At 44.2% G+C, this 19,956-nt stretch carries 15 protein-coding genes; 5 read left to right on the top strand and 10 right to left on the bottom strand.

Going from position 1 to position 19,956, the window contains the following annotated elements:
• Positions 1–56: 56 nt before the first annotated feature.
• The 6 genes from parC to nudF form a co-directional block, all read right to left on the bottom strand.
• Positions 57–2,336, bottom strand: a complete 2,280-nt coding sequence (gene parC / locus L3V23_RS13380; protein ID WP_102963202.1) for a DNA topoisomerase IV subunit A — start codon at positions 2,334–2,336, stop codon at positions 57–59.
• A gap of 3 nt (positions 2,337–2,339) precedes the next feature.
• Complete coding sequence (gene parE / locus L3V23_RS13385) at positions 2,340–4,220, bottom strand: DNA topoisomerase IV subunit B (RefSeq protein WP_042484551.1); 1,881 nt, start codon at positions 4,218–4,220, stop codon at positions 2,340–2,342.
• Positions 4,221–4,474: 254 nt separating this feature from the next.
• Entirely contained in the window at positions 4,475–5,062 is a 588-nt protein-coding gene (yqiA, locus tag L3V23_RS13390) for an esterase YqiA (protein WP_102966193.1), read from the bottom strand.
• 1 nt (position 5,063) lies between these two features.
• Positions 5,064–5,885, bottom strand: coding sequence for a 3',5'-cyclic-AMP phosphodiesterase (gene cpdA / locus L3V23_RS13395; RefSeq protein ID WP_102966192.1), 822 nt, complete (start codon positions 5,883–5,885; stop codon positions 5,064–5,066).
• A 15-nt stretch (positions 5,886–5,900) separates the two neighbouring features.
• Positions 5,901–6,353 (bottom strand): DUF1249 family protein, encoded by a 453-nt coding sequence (locus L3V23_RS13400; protein WP_102966191.1) that lies wholly within the window; start codon positions 6,351–6,353, stop codon positions 5,901–5,903.
• Complete coding sequence (gene nudF / locus L3V23_RS13405) at positions 6,341–6,970, bottom strand: ADP-ribose diphosphatase (protein WP_042484561.1); 630 nt, start codon at positions 6,968–6,970, stop codon at positions 6,341–6,343. The genes L3V23_RS13400 and nudF overlap by 13 nt, the downstream gene beginning before the upstream one ends.
• 249 nt (positions 6,971–7,219) lie before the next feature.
• Here nudF and tolC point away from each other — a divergent pair, with 249 nt between their 5' ends.
• Positions 7,220–8,557 carry an outer membrane channel protein TolC gene (gene tolC, locus L3V23_RS13410; RefSeq protein ID WP_102966190.1) on the top strand — a complete coding sequence of 446 codons (1,338 nt, stop codon included), beginning with the start codon at positions 7,220–7,222 and terminating at the stop codon, positions 8,555–8,557.
• An 84-nt stretch (positions 8,558–8,641) separates the two neighbouring features.
• On the opposite strand, the gene hldE is transcribed toward tolC, so the two are convergent.
• From hldE to L3V23_RS13425, 3 genes are all read right to left on the bottom strand, one after another.
• Positions 8,642–10,072, bottom strand: coding sequence for a bifunctional D-glycero-beta-D-manno-heptose-7-phosphate kinase/D-glycero-beta-D-manno-heptose 1-phosphate adenylyltransferase HldE (gene hldE, locus L3V23_RS13415; RefSeq protein WP_042484567.1), 1,431 nt, complete (start codon positions 10,070–10,072; stop codon positions 8,642–8,644).
• 84 nt (positions 10,073–10,156) lie between these two features.
• Positions 10,157–13,003 (bottom strand): bifunctional [glutamate--ammonia ligase]-adenylyl-L-tyrosine phosphorylase/[glutamate--ammonia-ligase] adenylyltransferase, encoded by a 2,847-nt coding sequence (glnE, locus tag L3V23_RS13420; RefSeq protein WP_102966189.1) that lies wholly within the window; start codon positions 13,001–13,003, stop codon positions 10,157–10,159.
• 148 nt (positions 13,004–13,151) lie between these two features.
• Positions 13,152–14,408, bottom strand: coding sequence for a methyl-accepting chemotaxis protein (locus tag L3V23_RS13425; RefSeq protein WP_102966188.1), 1,257 nt, complete (start codon positions 14,406–14,408; stop codon positions 13,152–13,154).
• Between the two features lie 98 nt (positions 14,409–14,506).
• Between L3V23_RS13425 and L3V23_RS13430 the strand changes: the two genes are divergently transcribed.
• Positions 14,507–15,283 carry a potassium channel family protein gene (locus tag L3V23_RS13430; RefSeq protein WP_102954077.1) on the top strand — a complete coding sequence of 259 codons (777 nt, stop codon included), beginning with the start codon at positions 14,507–14,509 and terminating at the stop codon, positions 15,281–15,283.
• Positions 15,284–15,337: 54 nt separating this feature from the next.
• Here the strand turns inward: L3V23_RS13430 and L3V23_RS13435 are convergent, their stop codons facing one another.
• The gene (locus L3V23_RS13435; protein WP_102966265.1) at positions 15,338–16,855 is read right to left on the bottom strand and encodes an inorganic triphosphatase; all 1,518 of its coding nucleotides are present in this window, start codon (positions 16,853–16,855) and stop codon (positions 15,338–15,340) included.
• Between the two features lie 205 nt (positions 16,856–17,060).
• On the opposite strand from L3V23_RS13435, the gene L3V23_RS13440 reads away from it, so the two are divergent.
• The 3 genes from L3V23_RS13440 (at position 17,061) to L3V23_RS13450 (ending at position 19,903) form a co-directional block, all read left to right on the top strand.
• Positions 17,061–17,741 carry a TIGR00153 family protein gene (locus L3V23_RS13440; protein ID WP_042484580.1) on the top strand — a complete coding sequence of 227 codons (681 nt, stop codon included), beginning with the start codon at positions 17,061–17,063 and terminating at the stop codon, positions 17,739–17,741.
• A 137-nt stretch (positions 17,742–17,878) separates the two neighbouring features.
• Complete coding sequence (locus tag L3V23_RS13445; RefSeq protein ID WP_042484583.1) at positions 17,879–19,138, top strand: inorganic phosphate transporter; 1,260 nt, start codon at positions 17,879–17,881, stop codon at positions 19,136–19,138.
• A gap of 156 nt (positions 19,139–19,294) precedes the next feature.
• Entirely contained in the window at positions 19,295–19,903 is a 609-nt protein-coding gene (locus L3V23_RS13450; RefSeq protein ID WP_042484586.1) for a TIGR04211 family SH3 domain-containing protein, read from the top strand.
• The last annotated feature ends 53 nt before the right edge of the window (positions 19,904–19,956 follow it).

Here is a 19,956-nt window from a genome sequence, read left to right on the forward strand (position 1 = left end):
CACAAAAAAGCCCCGAATCTTCGGGGCTTTTTTACTTATACTCGTCAACGTTAGCGTTACTCTTCGGACTCTGAGCTCGCTTCTATATTTGAAGTATCAATCTCGATCTCTGTTACGCGCTGCAAACCTCTTGGCAGAAGTCCACCACGACGGCCACGTTCACCTCGGAAGTTATCTAAATCACTCGGTTTGAGACCAAGCTTACGCTTACCAGCATACAGAGTAACTGAAGCACCACTTGGTAACGCAATCAGATGTGACACAACTTCATCACGAGATTTTGCTTTTGCAGCCGGAATATTGATGATCTTATTACCTTTACCTTTGCCTAACTGTGGCAAATCTTTAATTGGGAACAACAGCATTCGTCCCAAGTTGGTAATGGTTAGGATCTCATCAGTTTCAAGGTTGCTGACCGCTTGAGGTTCCATAATCTCTGCGTTTTCAGGTAAGTTCACCAGAGCTTTACCACTGCGGTTTTTCGAAAGCAGATCGGTGCCCTTACAGACGAAACCATAACCGGCATCAGAGCCAACCAGCCATAGCTGATCTTCTTCACCCATAATAACCTGACGGATCGTCGTTCCTTCAGCAACGTTCAATCGTCCTGTAATCGGTTCACCCTGACCACGAGCTGAAGGTAAGGTATGTGACTCGAGCGAGTAGCTACGGCCATCACTACCAAAGAACACAGCTTGCTGGTTACTCTTACCACTTGCTTGAGCTAAATAAGCATCGCCTGATTTGTAGCTTAAGCTGGTGCCATCAACGTCATGACCTTTCGCATGACGAATCCAACCTTTTTCTGACAAAACTACAGTGATCAGTTCACTAGGCATCAAATCACGTTCAGTCAGCGCTTTCGCTTCTTCACGCTCTACTAATGGTGAGCGGCGATCATCACCGTATTTCTCAGCATCCGCTTTGATCTCTTTTTTCAGCAATGTATTCAGACGGCGTTCAGAGCCTAGAAGATCTTCCAGTTTTTTACGCTCTTTCTCTAACTCGTCTTGCTCACCGCGAATCTTCATCTCTTCCAGTTTCGCTAAGTTACGAAGTCTGGTGTCTAAAATCGCATCGGCTTGAATGTCAGTGATACCAAAGCGAGCCATCAATACTGCTTTCGGATCGTCTTCAGTACGGATAATTTCGATCACTTCATCAAGGTTAAGGTATGCGACCAACAAACCTTCCAAGATGTGTAAACGAGCCATGACTTTATCAAGACGGAATTGAAGACGACGTCGAACGCTAGTGCGACGGAATTCGATCCATTCATTAAGAATGTTAACTAGACCTTTAACCTGAGGACGGTTATCTAAACCAATCATATTCAGGTTTACACGGAAGCTTTTCTCTAAATCAGTAGAAGCGAACAGATGACTCATCAGCAAATCGCAATCGACACGATTTGAACGCGGAACGATAACGATTCGAGTCGGGTTTTCGTGATCCGATTCATCTCGTAGATCGTCAACCATAGGCAGTTTCTTCGCACGCATCTGGTTGGCAATTTGCTCCAGAAGTTTTGCACCTGAAACCTGATGTGGCAGAGCCGAAATAACGATGTCAGAACCTTCTTTGTGCCAAATGGCACGCGCTTTAATACTACCGCGACCAGTGCGATAGATTTTTTCCAACTCAGCTTGAGGAGAAATAATTTCCGCTTCGGTTGGATAATCCGGCCCTTTCACAAACTGCATCACATCTGACAGTTCCGATTTCGGGTTATCAATCAGATGAATAGTTGCTTCTGCAATTTCGCGCACGTTGTGTGGCGGAATATCAGTCGCCATACCAACGGCAATACCAGTAACACCGTTTAGCAGAATATGTGGTAGACGCGCGGGCAACATTTGTGGCTCTTTCATCGTGCCATCAAAGTTTGGTTGCCAATCCACGTTACCTTGGCCAAGTTCGCCTAATAGAACTTCAGCAAATTTAGATAGCTTTGCTTCTGTATAACGCATTGCCGCGAAAGATTTCGGATCATCCGGCGCACCCCAGTTACCTTGACCGTCCACCAGAGGGTAGCGGTAAGAGAAAGGCTGAGCCATCAATACCATTGCTTCGTAACATGCAGAGTCACCGTGCGGATGGTATTTACCCAACACGTCACCAACGGTACGTGCTGATTTTTTATATTTTGCCGCAGCCGAAAGCCCCAGCTCCGACATTGCATAAATAATGCGTCGTTGAACCGGCTTTAAACCATCACCAATGTATGGCAAGGCACGGTCCATGATTACGTACATCGAGTAGTTCAGGTAAGCATCTTCCGTAAACTTGCGCATCGGAAGTTGTTCAACACCCTCGAAGTTAATTTCAGTACTCATTCATTACACCTCAGCCAAATCGCCATTGCTTTGTAGCCAAGTACGACGGTCATCCGCACGTTTCTTGCCTAAAAGCATGTCCAACATCTCATCCGTTGCCGTTTCATCATCAATCGTGAGCTGTACTAAACGACGAGTGTTTGGATCCATGGTCGTTTCACGCAATTGAAGTGGGTTCATCTCACCCAAACCTTTGAATCGCTGAACGTTAATTTTGGCTTTTTTCTGGCTTAGTCTTTCCAAAATGCCATCTTTCTCTGCGTCATCTAACGCATAGAACACTTCTTTACCACAGTCAATTCGGTAAAGAGGAGGCATAGCAACATAGATATGACCCGCTTTGGTCAGTGCTTGGAAATGCTTGGTAAACAGAGCACAAAGCAGCGTTGCGATATGAAGACCATCCGAGTCCGCATCGGCAAGAATACAGATCTTGCCGTAACGCAATCCACTTAAGTCATCACTATCTGGGTCAATACCCAAAGCAACTGAAATATCGTGAACTTCTTGAGACGCTAGCACCTGATCAGCAGACACTTCCCAAGTATTAAGAATTTTACCGCGTAGCGGCATAACCGCTTGGAATTCGCGATCGCGAGCTTGCTTCGCACTACCACCCGCAGAATCCCCTTCGACGAAGAAGATTTCAGTACGGCTAAGGTCTTGCACTGAACAGTCGGTGAGTTTGCCCGGTAGAGCCGGGCCAGAAGCCACTTTCTTACGGACCACTTTCTTACTTGCACGCATACGGCTGTGAGCATTAGCAATACACACTTCTGCTAGCTGTTCTGCTAGTTGCGGTTTTTCATTCAGCCACAGACTAAACGAGTCTTTCACCACACCAGAAACAAATGCGGCCGTTTGACGAGAAGAGAGACGCTCTTTGGTTTGTCCTGCAAATTGCGGATCCTGCATTTTCACCGAAAGAACATACGCACAACGGTCAAATACGTCTTCACCCGTTAGCTTAACGCCACGTGGCAGCAAATTACGGAATTCACAGAACTCACGCATTGCTTCGAGTAAGCCCTGACGCAAACCATTAACGTGAGTACCACCTTGTGCGGTCGGAATTAAGTTAACGTAACTCTCTGTGATTAACTCACCACCTTCAGGCAGCCAAATAAGCGCCCAAGTTGCCGCTTCAGTTTCAGCCTTAAATTCTCCAGTGAATGGTTCTTCAGGTAGAACAATCGAATCTTTAACACCTTCGACTAAATAGTCCTTTAAGCCATCTTCATACAGCCAGCGGTACTCTTTATCGTTTACTTTATCGCTAAAAGTGATTTCTAAACCCGGACACAATACCGCTTTGGCACGCAAGTTATTAACTAAGCGTGACACCGAAAAGTTCGCGTAATCGAAATAAGAACTTTCAGGCCAGAAGTGAACGCTAGTACCACGATTGCGACGACCACAGGTTCCAGTCACAGTAAGATCGGAAACTTTGTTGCCGTGTTCGAAAGCAATTTCGTAAATTTGACCATCGCGACGTACAGCAACTTCAACGCGTTTTGAAAGTGCGTTTACTACTGAAATACCGACACCGTGAAGGCCACCGGAGAATTGATAGTTTTTGTTCGAAAACTTACCGCCAGCATGAAGCTTACAGAAGATAAGCTCGACACCAGAAATTTTTTCTTCTGGGTGAATATCTACAGGCATGCCTCGACCATCATCAATCACTTCTAATGATTGATCGGCGTGAAGGATTACCTGAACCTTTGTGGCATGTCCGGCCAACGCTTCATCGACACTGTTGTCGATAACTTCTTGCCCAAGGTGGTTCGGGCGCGTTGTATCCGTGTACATCCCAGGCCTGCGACGCACTGGTTCTAAGCCATTAAGGACTTCAATGGCTCCAGCATTATATTGTTCAGTCATAATATGTAATGCTTTTATCGATAAATAACGGAGGGTCTGTTGACTAAAAATATTCGAAACTTCAATAGACCCTAGAAACTTTACATCTCGTTTATTAACGCTTTATTTTTATAACAATACGCTAAGAATTAACGTGTTTTTTAACACCTAAACGAGAAAAGTCTAAGAGGAACATAGTCTGGAAGAGAACGACTGATGTCAAGAGACATCAGTCAGTGGCAAGCAAAATTATGACTCTAACCTCAATGAAAAGGCTATAAGTCTAAGAATTTGATGATTTGGGCTGGATAACGTTCAAAATCAATAAAACTGTGGTCGCCACCTGTTTCCACCGTCTGTTTTGAATCTGCATACTTTTCCACAGCTTGACGATAATCGAGCACTTCATCTTCCATTTGCTGCAGTAGCCAAAAATCTTGAGGTGAATGTAATTCTGGAATATCCAACTCTATGAGTTCTTGAATGTGGGACTCATCTAAAATGTAACGCTCTTGGGTGTACGGATTCTCTTGTTCACCAAGAAACGATGCTAAAAGCTCAAAAGGTTTCACAGCTGGATTGACTAACACTGCACGAAAGCCAAATTTTGCGTTTAACCAAGTGGAAAAGTAGCCACCTAATGAACTTCCTACCAAGCCAATTTGATAATCATCTTTATACTGATTTACAACATCCAAAAGATGATGCGCTGCCTGAGCAGGAAAGCTCGGCAATTTGGGAACAACCACTTTGATGTCAGGACGATGATTCTTGCAGTACTCACTCATGACCTGCGCCTTATGCGACAGAGGTGAACTGTTAAAACCATGAATATAAAGAAGTAAAGATGGACGCTTTGACATATTAGTAACCGCTCGCATCAAAATCAGGCTGAAACACACCATTTGCTAAGCGTTTTACTGCTGACTTCACTGTGCCATCGGAACATAACTCCAGTTCACGCCAACCTGGTGAGGTTTTATCTAACGCAAAATCATTCGAGTTAGGTTTGAACTGGATACAGGTCGAAGGTGTCGCCATGACTCTCACGCCCATATGTTCTTTGTCCATATTCTGGTGTACATGACCACATAAAACCGCTTTCACATTGGAATGACGTTGTACAACTTCCCAAAATGATTCACAGTCTTTCAATGTATGTTGGTCAAGCCAAGCACTGCCTACCAGTAATGGATGATGATGCAAAAGCACTAAGGTGTATCTATCAGGATACTGAGTCAATTTATCATCCAACAGAGCCAACTGGTGATCGCTTAAACGGCCGTGAGGGACACCAACAACTTGCGAGTCTAGCAATATCATTTGCCAGTGCTCACCAAGCAGCACATGCTCCTCGGTGCGAATCTGAGTAGATGGTAACACTGCGCCCATGTTCGGTTTGTAGTCATGATTTCCAGGCAACCAAAAACAGTCTTTCTCCAGCATTTGAATACTATCTGAAAAACGTTGATATGATTCAGCACTATGATCTTGCGAAATATCGCCCGTTGCGAGAACGGCGTCATACTGAACTTGCTGAGAACAAATCTCTTTCACCACGGCGCGAAAGCTGTCTGCGGTATTTACGCTAAGTAAACAGCCATCGTCGGGCGCGAATAAGTGAGTATCCGTTATCTGTACAAGCTTTATGCTATCTGGATTGTCTATACTGGGCGACACGTTCAAACTCGATAAACCTAACTATTGTGGATGACTAAAATTAATCGGCTGACGGCTAATACCATGCTTCAAACAGAAGGTAAGCCAATCACCTAAAAAGCGATTAATTTGTGCCTTTTCGTCTTTTTGTACCATTTTCTCATTCGGATAATCATGGCGAGCTTTTATCCTGCTGAGATGATCGCTGGTGTGCACTTCTGCTACACGAGCATCGTGGTACAGCCTGACAGACATGGTTGGCAATGGAAACACTGAAATATCATCACTTTGACAAATCTCCACCAAAGTTGTGTACTTTGTGACTTCTAGCACTTGAAGTTGGTAAGTCATCTGAGCAGCTTGGTAGCAACGTAAATCATCGACACTTGGCTGCGTTGGCAACAAAGCGTTTAACTTGGCGTAGTTTGTTTCATAAACTCGCATTAATTCTTTTAGATCTACGTGATATGGTTTTTTCACCATTACTTCAGCCATTGAGTTCTCAAATTCTCGTAATTCAGTTCCAACCATTGTAGTGCAATGATCGATGCTCCATTTTCAATGACGCCGTCTTTTACCAACTGGTAAGCCTGCTCACGGCTCATTACATGCACTTTAATATCCTCTCCTTCATAGTCTAAACCATGAATACCTTTCGCTTGAGAGGAGTCAACTTCTCCAACGTAAACGTCTAATTTTTCAGAACATCCGCCAGCAGAAGGATAATATGAAGTCACCGATTCAATTCGGCCGATGTCTACACCCGCCTCTTCTACCGCTTCCCTTCGTACCACTTCAACAGCGCTTTCATCACGGTCGATGATGCCAGCCACAATTTCCAGTTGCCAAGGTCGTTGTTGTTCAAGAGTTCCAACTCGAATCTGTTCAATGATAACGACTTGATCTCGAACTGCATCATAAGGCAATAAGGCTGCCGCATGCCCACGTTCGAAAAGTTCACGCTCAATAGGTTCACTCCATCCGCCTTGAAATAGCTTATGTTTGAAGCGATATTTCACCATTCGGAAAAAACCTTGAAACAGTGTCTCTTTTGAGACGATTTCAATGTCTTGTGACGAAAACTGACCTAATGGTTTATCGGTTTGTGACATTCGAGAGCTCCCGACATGAATAAAGGACGGTTAAACGACGTAGTTTACTCGTGGTAACAGGTGACTTCCAAGGACATTGCTCAACTTTTTATACAAAATTTATATATATTTTTAAGTAAAGAAAAATATATATTGCACACCTGGATAGTTAAGTGTAAAAAAGTGCAAAGTTTCGAGTAAATTACGACCAAAATGGGGTAAACTCTTGAAACGCCCACCCTAACTTCATAATAGGCAGGAATAGGACCAATGAAAAAACTGCTTCCAGTATTTATTAGCGTAGCTCTTGGCAGCTTCAGTGCTGCAGTATCGGCTGACGATCTTGCTCAAATTTACGATCAAGCAAAAGAAAATGACCCTCAATTACTGAGCGCAGCGGCACAACGTGACGCAGCATTTGAAGCAGTAACTTCAAGTCGTAGTAGCTTACTACCACAGATCAACCTAACGGCTGGTTACAACGTTAACAACAGTGATGAACAAGCTCGCGATAGTGAACTGCTATCAGCAGGAATTTCCTTTTCTCAAGAACTTTACAATCGTTCAAGCTGGGTTTCATTAGATACTGCAGAGAAACAAGCTCGCCAAGCAGATGCACAATACGCGGTTGTTCAACAGTCATTAATCCTGCGTGTCGCTCAGGCTTATTTCTCAGTGCTCAGTGCTCAAGATAACCTAGAGTTTGTCCGCGCAGAAAAAGCAGCGGTTGGTCGCCAGTTAGAACAAACTAAGCAACGCTTTGAAGTAGGTCTTTCAGCAATTACTGACGTACATGATGCTCAAGCACAATACGACAGCGTTTTGGCAGATGAAGTGTTAGCTGAAAATACTCTGGTTAACAGCTATGAGTCACTGCGTGAAATCACTGGTCAAGATCACAAAGATCTAAGCATTCTCGATACTAATCGTTTCTCTGCTAGCCCGTCAGCAACTTCAATGGATGCACTGGTTGAAGAAGCTCAACAAAAGAACTTGTCTCTTTTGTCATCTCGCATTGCGCAAGATGTAGCGAAAGACAACATCTCTTTAGCGAGTTCAGGCCACCTACCATCGTTAACACTGGATGGTGGATACAGCTATGGTAAGCAAATGGATAGCAGCGCGAGTGCTTATAGTTTTGACGGTCACGACTACAACGATTTAAACATCGGCGTGAACTTATCTGTGCCTCTATACACAGGTGGTAACGTGACTTCGCAAACCAAACAAGCAGAATTTTCGTACGTTGCTGCAAGCCAAGATTTAGAAGCGTCTTACCGCAGTGTGATTAAAGCTGTTCGTGCAAACAACAACAACATCAACGCTTCAATCGGTGCGTTGCGTGCTTACGAACAGTCGGTAATTTCAGCTAAATCAGCGCTAGAAGCAACTGAAGCTGGTTTTGATGTTGGTACTCGTACAATCGTAGACGTACTTGATTCAACTCGTAGCCTGTACAACGCGAACAAAAACCTATCATCAGCTCGTTACAACTACATTCTTAGTGTGTTGCAACTTCGCCAAGCTGTAGGTTCTCTGTCTGAACAAGACATCCTTGATATCAACAGCGGCCTAAAAGCAGCGAAATCAGCAAAGACTAAATCTTAAGATTGGTTTTTAAGGACATAAAAAAACGCCAGCATGCTGGCGTTTTTTCTTTCTCGGCATATCTAAAAATGCAACAAAGGCTAATTAACCTCTGCCACCTTTAATCGCTTCGATAATTTCTGTTGTTGAACAACCATCTTCAAAGTTCAGTACTTTAACCTGACCACCAGCCGCGATCACTTCTTTACCACCAGCAATATCTTCTGGTTTGTAGTCGCCACCTTTTACTAATAAATCCGGCAACACTTCAGCAATCAAACGTTGTGGCGTGTCTTCACTAAACGGTACAACCCAATCCACAGCGCCTAGCGCTGCCAATACTGCCATACGGCGATCGGTCGGGTTCACTGGACGACCAGGTCCTTTCAAACGTTTTACAGATTCATCCGTATTGACGGCAACAATCAGGCGATCGCCTAGCTCACCAGCATGATTCAGATAAGAAACATGGCCTGCATGAAGAATATCGAAACAACCATTGGTCATTACAACTTTCTCACCACGAGCTTGCGCTTTGCGAACGGCTTCGATCAGAGCCTGTTCACCAATCACACCGTAGTCAGTATCTTTGCTGCCGTGAACAGCTTCAGCCAATTCAATCGTCGATACTGTCGAAGTACCGAGTTTACCGACTACCACGCCTGCGGCTGCATTTGCCAACGCACACGCTTCATCTAGAGGTTTACCAGCCGCAACCGAAGAAGCTAATACTGAAATAACAGTATCGCCCGCACCCGTTACGTCATACACTTCTTTAGCTTGAGTTGGTAAATGGAAAGGTTCCATACCACGACGCAGTAGTGTCATGCCATGCTCACTGCGAGTCACCAGCAGAGCATCAAGATCGAACTCTTCAATCAAGCCTAAACCTTTTTCGACTAAGTCTTGATCAGACTTCACTTTGCCCACTACGTGTTCAAACTCAGAAAGGTTTGGAGTTAATAACGTTGCACCACGGTAACGTTCAAAGTCTGCGCCTTTAGGATCAATAAACACTGGTACATTCGCTGATCGTGCTTTTTGAATAAACTGCTGTACATGTTCAAGAGCGCCTTTTGCGTAATCCGATAAGATCACCGCCTGCACATTTGGCAGCGCTGATTCCATACGCGATAGGATCAATTCAGGATCGGTATTCTCAAACTTATCCTCAAAATCTAAACGGATAAGTTGCTGACCACGGCTCAGTACGCGCAGTTTTGTAATCGTTGGATAGTCTGGCAAAGCAACAAAATCACATGTCACTTTCAGTGAAGTTAACTTCTCACTCAACACCTGAGCTGGCTCATCAATCCCTGTTAAACCAACGAGATGCGCATGACCACCTAATGAAGCGATGTTCATTGCTACGTTAGCAGCACCGCCCGGACGCTCTTCGTTTTTCTCTACTTTTACTACCGGCACTGGGGCTTCTGGCGAAATGCGGCCAGTAGGGCCATGCCAGTATCTATCAAGCATGACATCGCCAATAATTAATACCCCTGCATCACTGTAGTCAGGTAGGATTGGTTTCATTATGGATCTCCAATAACTGTTTCTGGGCGAAGTTTATCACAGCCCTATGAGCGGCTAAAGTTATCTAATATCAGAACTCTGTTATTAACCTAGCCACTGATTCCAAACATGTTTTACAATTTCACGCTCGTGGACAAATTTGCTTTCATCCACATCCGCGTCTTGATTCACTAAATTGCGGTGATGGATTTGATCTCGCATCGCCGTATAAGCATGAGTTAATGCCATCGCTTGTTCTTCATCCAGCACCCCCTGAATCAACAATGACTCAAAGATACGCACGTTATCAGACCATCGGGTCAACTTAGGCTGTTGATGGCTAAAACGTAAGACCAAGTACTGAGCCAAAAATTCAATATCCGTAATACCGCCTTCATCTTGTTTTATCATGAAACGGCCGGGCTTTTTGCCGCCGAGGTGATCGCGCATTTTTATACGCATATCAACAACTTCCTGCTTGAGTTTTGCTTCTTCTCTCGGCATAGACAAAATGTCATGGCGAATCTTGTCAAAGGCTTGCAGCAAAGGAGCATCACCATAAATCATGCGAGCTCTGACTAACGCCTGATGTTCCCAAGTCCACGCATCATTGCGCTGGTACTCTTCAAAAGCTTCTGTTGGACTGACAAGCAACCCAGAAGCGCCAGACGGTCTTAAACGTGTGTCGACCTCATATAGTATTCCAGAAGCGGTCCGCACAGAGAATATATGAACGATACGTTGAGCTAAACGCAGATAAAACTGACGACCATCTATCTCTTTAACACCATCAGTGTAGGCACTAACTGGACAGTCGTGCATAAAAACAATATCGAGATCAGAGTTATAGCCAAGTTCCCAACCACCAACTTTGCCATAACCAATCACGCCAAACCCTTTCCCTTCACGATCTTTTAAATGGGTCGGCTCACCGTATTTCGCAGTTACCTGCAACCAAGCTTGATTGACCACAGCGTCAACAATCGCTTCAGCAAGATAAGTTAAGTGGTCACTCACTTTCATCACAGGCAAAACATCTGCGATATCAGCGGCAGCAATCTTCAAAATACATATTTGCTTAAACTGACGCAGCGCTTCCATCTGCTGTTCCATATCATCTTCTGGAATACGTGCGAGAAAATCTCTCAGCTCGGTTTTGTAACTTTCCAAAGGAATCGGATTATAGAGATGCTGTGGATCAATCAACTCATCAAGAAGAATCGGGTAACGAGCCAGTTGTTCAGAGATCATCGAACTCGCGGTACACAGACGCACCAACTGCACCAATGCCGCTGGATGCTCATCGAGCAGTTCCAGATAAGTAGTACGAGTAGCAATGCTGTGCAGCAAAGACAATACTCTTGATAAGCCAAACTTTGCCTCAGGGTGATTGAAAATCGCTTGATACACCTTTGGCATCAAACGGTTAAGCACCTCTCTTCCGCGAGGACCTATGGTACGTTTCGCTAAGTCCTCTTTGAAGCAGATGATGGTACCAACGATTTCGGCTCCATCTTGCATAGCGAGTTCATTCTCAACAATGCTTTCTATTAACTCGCGGTTATGGCTCATGTCCCACAATTCGTGGAAGTGAGCGGCAAGCGTATTTTCGTCTTGCTCGTCCTCTTCACCAATCAGAGCAGCAAACACCGCATGCACATTCGCCATCTGATGTTTTACTTGAGCGTCGAGTTGCTCCCAAGATTCAAAACCCATAGCAAAAGCCAGTCTCAACTGATCATCCGCTTTGTCAGGCAAGGTTTGAGTTTGTTTATCTGCTAAAGCTTGAAGAAGATTTTCAAGACGACGCAAGAAGTAATACGCTTCCCTTAGTTGCTCTACATCTTTTTTCTCTAGCAGTTGTAGTTCATTAATAGCTTCCAGAGTTTCAAGCAATCCGCGATGACGTAAGCTTGGCTCACGTCCACCCCGAATCAGTTGAAATACTTGGGCAATAAATTCAATTTCTCGAATGCCACCAGCTCCCAACTTAATGTTGTTACTGAGCCCTCTACGACGGACTTCGCTGCTGATCATCGACTTCATTCGACGCAGTGATTGAATCGCGCTGAAATCAATGTAGCGACGAAAGACAAACGGACGCAGCATTTGGCGCAGCTCTTGATACTGAGAATACATCTCGCGCCCCATAACGCGCGCTTTGACCATTGCGTAACGTTCCCAGTCTCTGCCCTGCTCCTGATAGTAATCTTCAAGTGCTGCGTAACTCATCACCAACGGGCCACTTTCACCAAAAGGACGTAATCTCATATCCACCCGATAACAGAAACCATCGAAGGTCTGTTGATCGAGCATTTTAATGATCCGTTGACCTAGGCGAGTGAAAAACTGAGCATTAGCAATACTTCGACGCTGCCCCTGCGTCTCTCCATTCTCTGGATAGGTGAAAATCAAATCGATGTCGGAAGAGAAATTCAGCTCACCACCACCGAGTTTGCCCATACCCATGATCAACATCGGCTGAGCCTCACCTTGAGCGTTACATGGCGTACCCCACTCTTGGCAACAGGCTTTGTATTGCCATTGGTAAGTTTCGAATATCAGAGCTTCCGCCAATTGCGATAAATGCTCTAGGCTCTCATTCAATGTCCAGGTACTTAAAAAATCACGCCAGGCGATATAAACCATCTCTTGATTGCGGAACTGACGCAAAATGCGTAAACCACTTGTTTCATCTTCACAGGCGGAAAGCTGCTCAAAAAGATGCTCTCGATACGATTCACAACGCGAGTTTTCGCTGAGTATCTCAGGCAGAGCACGACACAAAGCGTCGTCACGCATCAGCGTTTCATGGACAAACTTGCTCAACCCGATAACGGTTTTTAGCTGAGTTTGTAGATCGCTATTCCATTGAGCAATCACTGGCTGCTGTTCTAGCAAGTGGCTGAACTGTTGACTCGCATAATCTTCAAGAAGAGATGGCAATGGCATGATATGTCCTTGTTGATGCTGGTAGCCCGAAGAAAGATGATGTAACTATACCCAAACTCATTGAAGGGTATATCAAAATTAGTGTAATAAAAAACGCCCACAATCGAATTGTGGGCGTTTATGCATGACTTATTGATGCTAGAAGGAATTAAACTTTAAATTCAGTGATTTTGCTGTCTAATACTTGTGCATTTGCCTGCATCACTTCCGAGGTTTCAAGTAGCTCAGTCACAACGGTAACCGATGCTTCAACCAGCTCTCTCACGTTAGTTAAGTTTTGGTCCATCTCTTCTGCAACACTGCTTTGTTGGCCCGCAGCCGTAGCAATTTGGAAGTTCATATCGTTAATTTGCTGAACTTGAGCCACGATACCGTCAAGCTCGGTTCCCGCATTAGTCACCAGCTCAACGCCTTCAGCAACCTCAACAACACTCTTTTCCATCAACTCTACCGCTGAATTCGCACTGCTTTGCAGTTGTGAAATCATGTCTTGAATTTCTACCGTTGCCGTTTGAGTACGCTGGGCTAGATTGCGAACTTCATCAGCAACGACAGCGAAACCACGTCCAGCTTCACCAGCACGAGCCGCTTCAATCGCCGCGTTAAGTGCCAATAGGTTTGTTTGTTCAGAGATGCTTTGGATAGTACCAACAACACTGCTGATTGACTCAACACGCTCTTCAACTTGATTTACAGCCTGAGCAGATTTAGAGATATCTTTAGATAGCTCACTCATTTTACCTACAGTGCTTTTCACAAATCGTTGGCCAGTCTGAGCTTGTTTAGAGGCGTCTTCAGTTAACGAAGAAGCACTTTGCGCATGTCCTGCCACGGTTTGCACCGTTGAAGACATTTCACTCATAGCTGTCGCTAGCTGGTCGATTTCATTGAACTCTTCTTGGGCTGACTCTTTGGTTTCAGACATGCTCAATGTCATGATTTCCGTCATAGCCGTAAGTTCTTGTGAAGCATCGACCTGAGCAAGAATCAATTCTTTTAGTTGAAGACGTGTCTTTTCCAGTTCTTTAGCCAACTCACCATATTCATCTTTACAATCCATCTCGATAGCCGCAGATAAGTCACGACGCGCCATCTGTTTGATTGAGTCGCTAAGATAATGTGTTTGACGCAGCATGATACGTGCTGCAAAAAGAAGCAATACGACAAATACAGATATCATCAAACCGGTTTGCCAAACCACTTGCACAATGTAGTCGTCATAATGTTTCTGTGCGACTTCTACATTTTGGGTTGCCGCCAAAAGAGCATTATAAAAGGTGTGAGCATCCCAAAGCTGCTTACCGATGATCAGAAAAGTACTGAACACCATCAGCATTACCATCTTAGGAACAAGGCGAACATTCGTTATTACTCGTTCCCATGGCTTAAATGCCATTGTTGTCATTGTCATGCCTCCACAATGTCTTATATATTGAAAATCACTTATTAATCACTAATACAGTGAAAAAATCTTCACGCACTTTGAATTATTTCGAGCCTCGTATGAAAAAAGATAGTATCAAAGATGAAACGAAACCTATGGGATTGTTATCACTCATTTTGTCTTTCTTAGCTCTATTTGTGATCTCAGGCTTACTATTTTTTCCAATAGAGCCAGAAATGCGCCATTTGTTTATCGGCCTAGACTTTCTTATATGTAGTATTTTCATCCTACAACTTAGCGTAGATTTGATCCGTTCGACAGATCGGGTGCAATTTATGAAACGACACTGGATCGATTTTCTTGCCAGTATTCCTATGATCGAGCCTCTGCGTTACGCGCGCATCTTTCACATTCTAAGAATCATTTTAGTTGTTCGTTCAGGAAGGGCGATCGCCAAACAGCTACTTTCGAACCGCAGAGAAACCACTATAGCGTCCATATTATTGCTGTTAGTTTTGATGATAACGCTGGGTTCAAGCTTTATGCTCTTTTTCGAAACCAAAGATCCACATGCGAATATTCAATCCGGTGGTGATGCTTTGTGGTGGGCATTAGTGACCATTTCAACCGTAGGTTATGGTGACCATTATCCAGTCACTACGGCAGGACGTTTGATCGCGACAGCAATGATTCTGTGCGGCGTGGGGATCTTCGGTATGATTTCAGGTTTGATCACGTCACTGCTTACCTCTCCTGATAAAAAACAGCTCTTAAATGCGCAGAGAGAACAGCAGATGCTGCATCAGATAGTTGTGCAGCAAAATGAAATTTTGCGCCGGATTGGAGAGCTGGAAAACAAACCAGATAATCCGCCACAAAGTAAACCAACGAAATAGAAAACAAAAAGGGATACTCACAAGTATCCCTGATTTCAAAACTCAGTGTCTTAGCTAGTCACGCCAGTAAGGATGAGCTTCTACGCCTATAATTCGAGTCTGCTCCATGGCATGTAAAATCGAATTCTCTTGGCGAATCAACCAACGTTGTAGCTGCTCTTTTTCCTCACCTTCGAGCTTCTCAACAAACGGTTCTAACGTTCTTAAGGTTAACAAATCGTCGATACCGTGTAGCAAATCCGCCCAAGGCATGCGGAAAGAATTACGTTCTTCAGCATCGTACAAACTTGCGAAACCAATTCCGGTATAAAGATTTCGCATCAAACGATACTGTTGATCAATATACTCTTGGCTACTCAAATGATGCTCTGGCGGGAACGACTCGATCAGTTCAGCCCAAGTACGGTCCAACTGCTTGGCAGAGAATCGAAGGATGTTGGTCGCCATTTTTTCACGCGCTTTTTCATCGAGAAACGGCTGCCATCCGCGAGTCAGAATCCAGCGGCTCAAATCAAGCAACAAACCGGTATAACGAGCAGAGTTGAGCAAACGTAGGTTTTCTTCCCGTTGAGGTAAGTTATCTTGCTGCTCTTTCAGTTCAGCAATTAAAAACTTACGAGCATCCAGTTTGCGCAGCGCATAACCTTTGTCTTCAAGAAGATCATCGAGATAGTCATAAGACTTTAACCAGCTCAGTTCTTCTTCCAACCACTTCAGTTCCTGACGCAAAATCGCACTTGCTCGACGAGGAACGACGCCGCCGTAGATGCTTAGAATCTGGCGAATAAATCGAATACTGTTGCTGATTTCATGCAATGCAGGGATGGAATCACGCTCTGTATAGATTTGCTCATGGTAATGCCAATGAGACAGCGCGTGTTCCAGCGAATTAATCAAACAATACTCAACCGTGTCTTGACTGCTGGTGTTCACTAAACTTAGTGGTTTAACTTCATCACCTTGATAATCGGCAGCCAGACGATAACCTCTTGCGGCTTTACTCAGGTTGCCTAGACGCATACCACCGTTATCGCAGAACTGGCGAGCCAAGGTAAACAACGCATCGGTTTGCCCAGACTTGAGTTCTAACTCCACTTCGCAAATTGGATACTCTTTGTCACCCGCGACCACTAAACCTTGGTCAAACGCGACTTCAACCTGACTACCGTCCTGCATGCCGATTAACCATTGTTCACGAGTAAAATTAGTAGAGAAGAGCGCGCTAAGCTCAGATTGCAGAACGTCAACCTCTTTACCTTGAGGCCAAATATCAGCAGGGTGAAGCGATAGTTCAGGTTCGTTGCTCTGATGTTCAGCATTGAATTCCGGTCTTTGATGTAAGCCAGCAACGACGCGTCCTGCGGTCTTGACTGTTTGGACATACACATCATCGAAACGTCGGATTCTTAACCCAATATCGTGTTGACGTAACCAGTTATCAGGAGTATCAAAATACGTATTACCTAACTCTCGACAACTGTGCTGAAGTACTTTTGTATCAGAAATCTTTTGACGTAAAATCTCTGAAAACTCTGGTGACACAAAAAACTTCAGTTCTATCTCGGTTTCCATATTTAACCCTTTCAAAGCAGATACCGAAAGGATATTGCCTAAAACGCGGCTGAGCAAGAGTGAAATATAGAGCGTTTGATGATCTAAAACAGTTTTCATGACACTGTTAATGGGTTAACATGCGCGCCTTTATAGCCATCGCTCAACATTTAGCCATACAATGGTGTATGTTTTTTTAAGGTTATAGTTATTAGGTTGAATGACCATGCCAGTAAATACAATTATGGGGTTATTTGCAAAGTCCCCTATAAAGCCTTTGCAACGACACGTAGTGTGTGTGAATGAATGCTGTTCTTATCTAGTGCCTTTCTTTGAAGTTTGTGCGACTGGAGACTGGGAAAAAGCATCTGAGATCCGCGCACAGATTTCTCATTTAGAGAAAGAAGCTGACGTGTTAAAGCGCGAAATTCGCCTTAAACTTCCTCGTGGTTTGTTTATGCCTGTAGACCGTACAGACATGCTCGAACTTCTTACTCAGCAAGATAAACTTGCGAACCTAGCAAAAGACATTTCTGGTCGTGTTGTTGGTCGTGAGCTTATTATTCCTGAACCTCTTCAAGCTGACTTTATTATCTATGTGAAACGTTGCTTAGATGCAGCGGATCAAGCACAGAAAGTTATCAACGAGCTAGACGAATTGTTAGAGACTGGTTTCAAAGGCCGTGAAGTAACACTCGTTGCTGAAATGATTAATCAATTGGATGAAATCGAAGACGATACTGACACCATTCAGATACGTCTACGTCAAAAGCTGAGAACCCTAGAATCTTCGCTTAATCCGATTGACGTAATGTTCTTATACAAGATTTTTGAATGGGTTGGCGGTATCGCTGATCAGGCGCAGCGCGTTGGTGCACGTCTAGAAGTGATGCTTTCTCGCTCATAAATTTAAAGTTAACCAAATAACTAAGAGCTATTTTATACAACTGAAGTAAGCGTTAAGTTTTTATCGCCAACGGTGTAAATTCGTGCCTAAAAACACGAAAAAATAGTTCCGCTTGTTATAAACAACTAGGTATAAAGATGGATATCATTGCTAACTACGGCACTGTCCTGATTATTGTTGCTGCCATTTTTGGTTTCTTAATGGCTATCGGTATTGGTGCAAACGACGTTGCGAACGCAATGGGAACATCAGTTGGTTCTAAAGCTCTAACCGTTAAACAAGCGATTCTTATCGCGATGGTGTTCGAATTTGCAGGTGCTTACTTAGCCGGTGGTGAAGTAACTGACACAATCCGCAAAGGCGTGATTGATACATCACTATTTGCTAGCCATCCTGACGTTCTTATTTACGGCATGATGTCAGCTCTGTTAGCTGCGGGCACTTGGTTGCTGCTTGCTTCTTATATGGGCTGGCCAGTATCAACCACTCACTCAATCATCGGTGCAATCATCGGTTTCGCGTGTGTATCTTTCGGTACAGAAGCGGTGGACTGGGGATCAGTGAAAGGTATTGTTGGTAGCTGGATTGTTACCCCTCTAATTTCCGGTATCTTTGCATATTTCATATTCATCAGTGCACAACGACTGATTTTCGATACAGAAAAGCCGCTTCTCAATGCTAAGCGCTTTGTTCCTGTGTACATGTTCATCACAACGATGGTAATTGCACTTGTAACGATCAAAAAAGGTCTTAAACACGTTGGTTTACACCTTTCAAGCACAGAAGCTTGGCTATGGTCTGCTGGCGTATCAGCGGTAGTGATGGTTGGTGGCTACCTGTACATTCAGAAGAAATTTGCAAACCGCGAAGACGACCACAGTTTTTCTGGCGTAGAGAGTATCTTCAGCGTCTTGATGGTAATCACAGCTTGTGCAATGGCATTTGCTCACGGTTCAAACGACGTTGCGAACGCGATCGGCCCACTGTCTGCGGTTGTTTCTACTATTGAGCACATGGGTGAAGTAGCAGCGAAAAGCACTATCGCTTGGTGGATTCTGCCTCTAGGTGGTTTCGGTATTGTTGTTGGCCTTGCTACTATGGGTCACAAAGTAATGGCAACCGTTGGTACAGGTATTACAGAACTAACACCTAGCCGTGGTTTCGCAGCTCAGCTTGCAACAGCGTCTACAGTAGTATTAGCGTCTGGTACTGGTCTGCCGATTTCAACGACTCAGACACTTGTTGGTGCGGTTCTGGGTGTAGGTTTTGCGCGCGGTATCGCAGCACTTAACCTAGGTGTTGTACGTAACATCGTAGCTTCTTGGATTGTAACGCTGCCAGCTGGTGCTTTATTGGCTGTTGTGTTCTTCTACGCTATTCAAGGCGTTTTCGCTTAATTTATTAAGTCAGCGCTTTGTTAAGGTGATGTCATTATTGACTCAAACGCACATAAAGGGAGGCTTTGCCTCCCTTCTTTGTTGCACGCGAATAAGAAACTTTTTACTATTTGCCACATGAGTGTAAAGCTACATTTTATAACTAAGGGATTTACCGTGAAAAAACTTATCTGCATGGTGTTATTTTCCATGTTAGCAAGCCCAGCGTTTGCACAAGACCGTTACATCGCCGATAAGCTGTTTACTTATATGCATTCTGGTCCAAGCAACCAATATCGTATTATCGGCAGCATTGACGCAGGTGAGAAAGTTCAGCTAGTTTCAACCAATAAAGAATCCGACTATAGCGAAGTTGTAGACTCTCGCGGTAGAAGGGGTTGGGTGGAGAGCCGTTTTGTGACTCGCGATATCAGTATGGCAGTGCGTTTACCACAACTTGAAAAAGAGTTGGCTCAGGTAAAATCACAACTAGCGAATGCACGCCAAAGTGCAGATTCTGAAAAAGCTGGTTTGGTTGAATCTTTGGATGTTCGCAACCAACAAATTGCACAATTGGAACAAAACTACGGTGAAATCAGCAAGCAGCTAACAGCGTCTCAAACTGAGATTCGTGAATTACGTGCAAAACTGGATACACAGAAAGAAGACTTACTACTGAAATACTTCACTTATGGTGGTGGTGTTGCAGGTATCGGTTTACTGCTGGGTCTCATTCTTCCGCACATTATTCCACGACGTAAGCGCAACCCTGCAGGTTGGGCATAAACGCTCTCAAATTGAAAAAGGTCACTCGCTAGTGACCTTTTTTGTTTACGCTG

The organism is Vibrio sp. A1-b2 (genome assembly GCF_021726015.1).
Lineage (GTDB): Bacteria > Pseudomonadota > Gammaproteobacteria > Enterobacterales > Vibrionaceae > Vibrio > Vibrio diazotrophicus.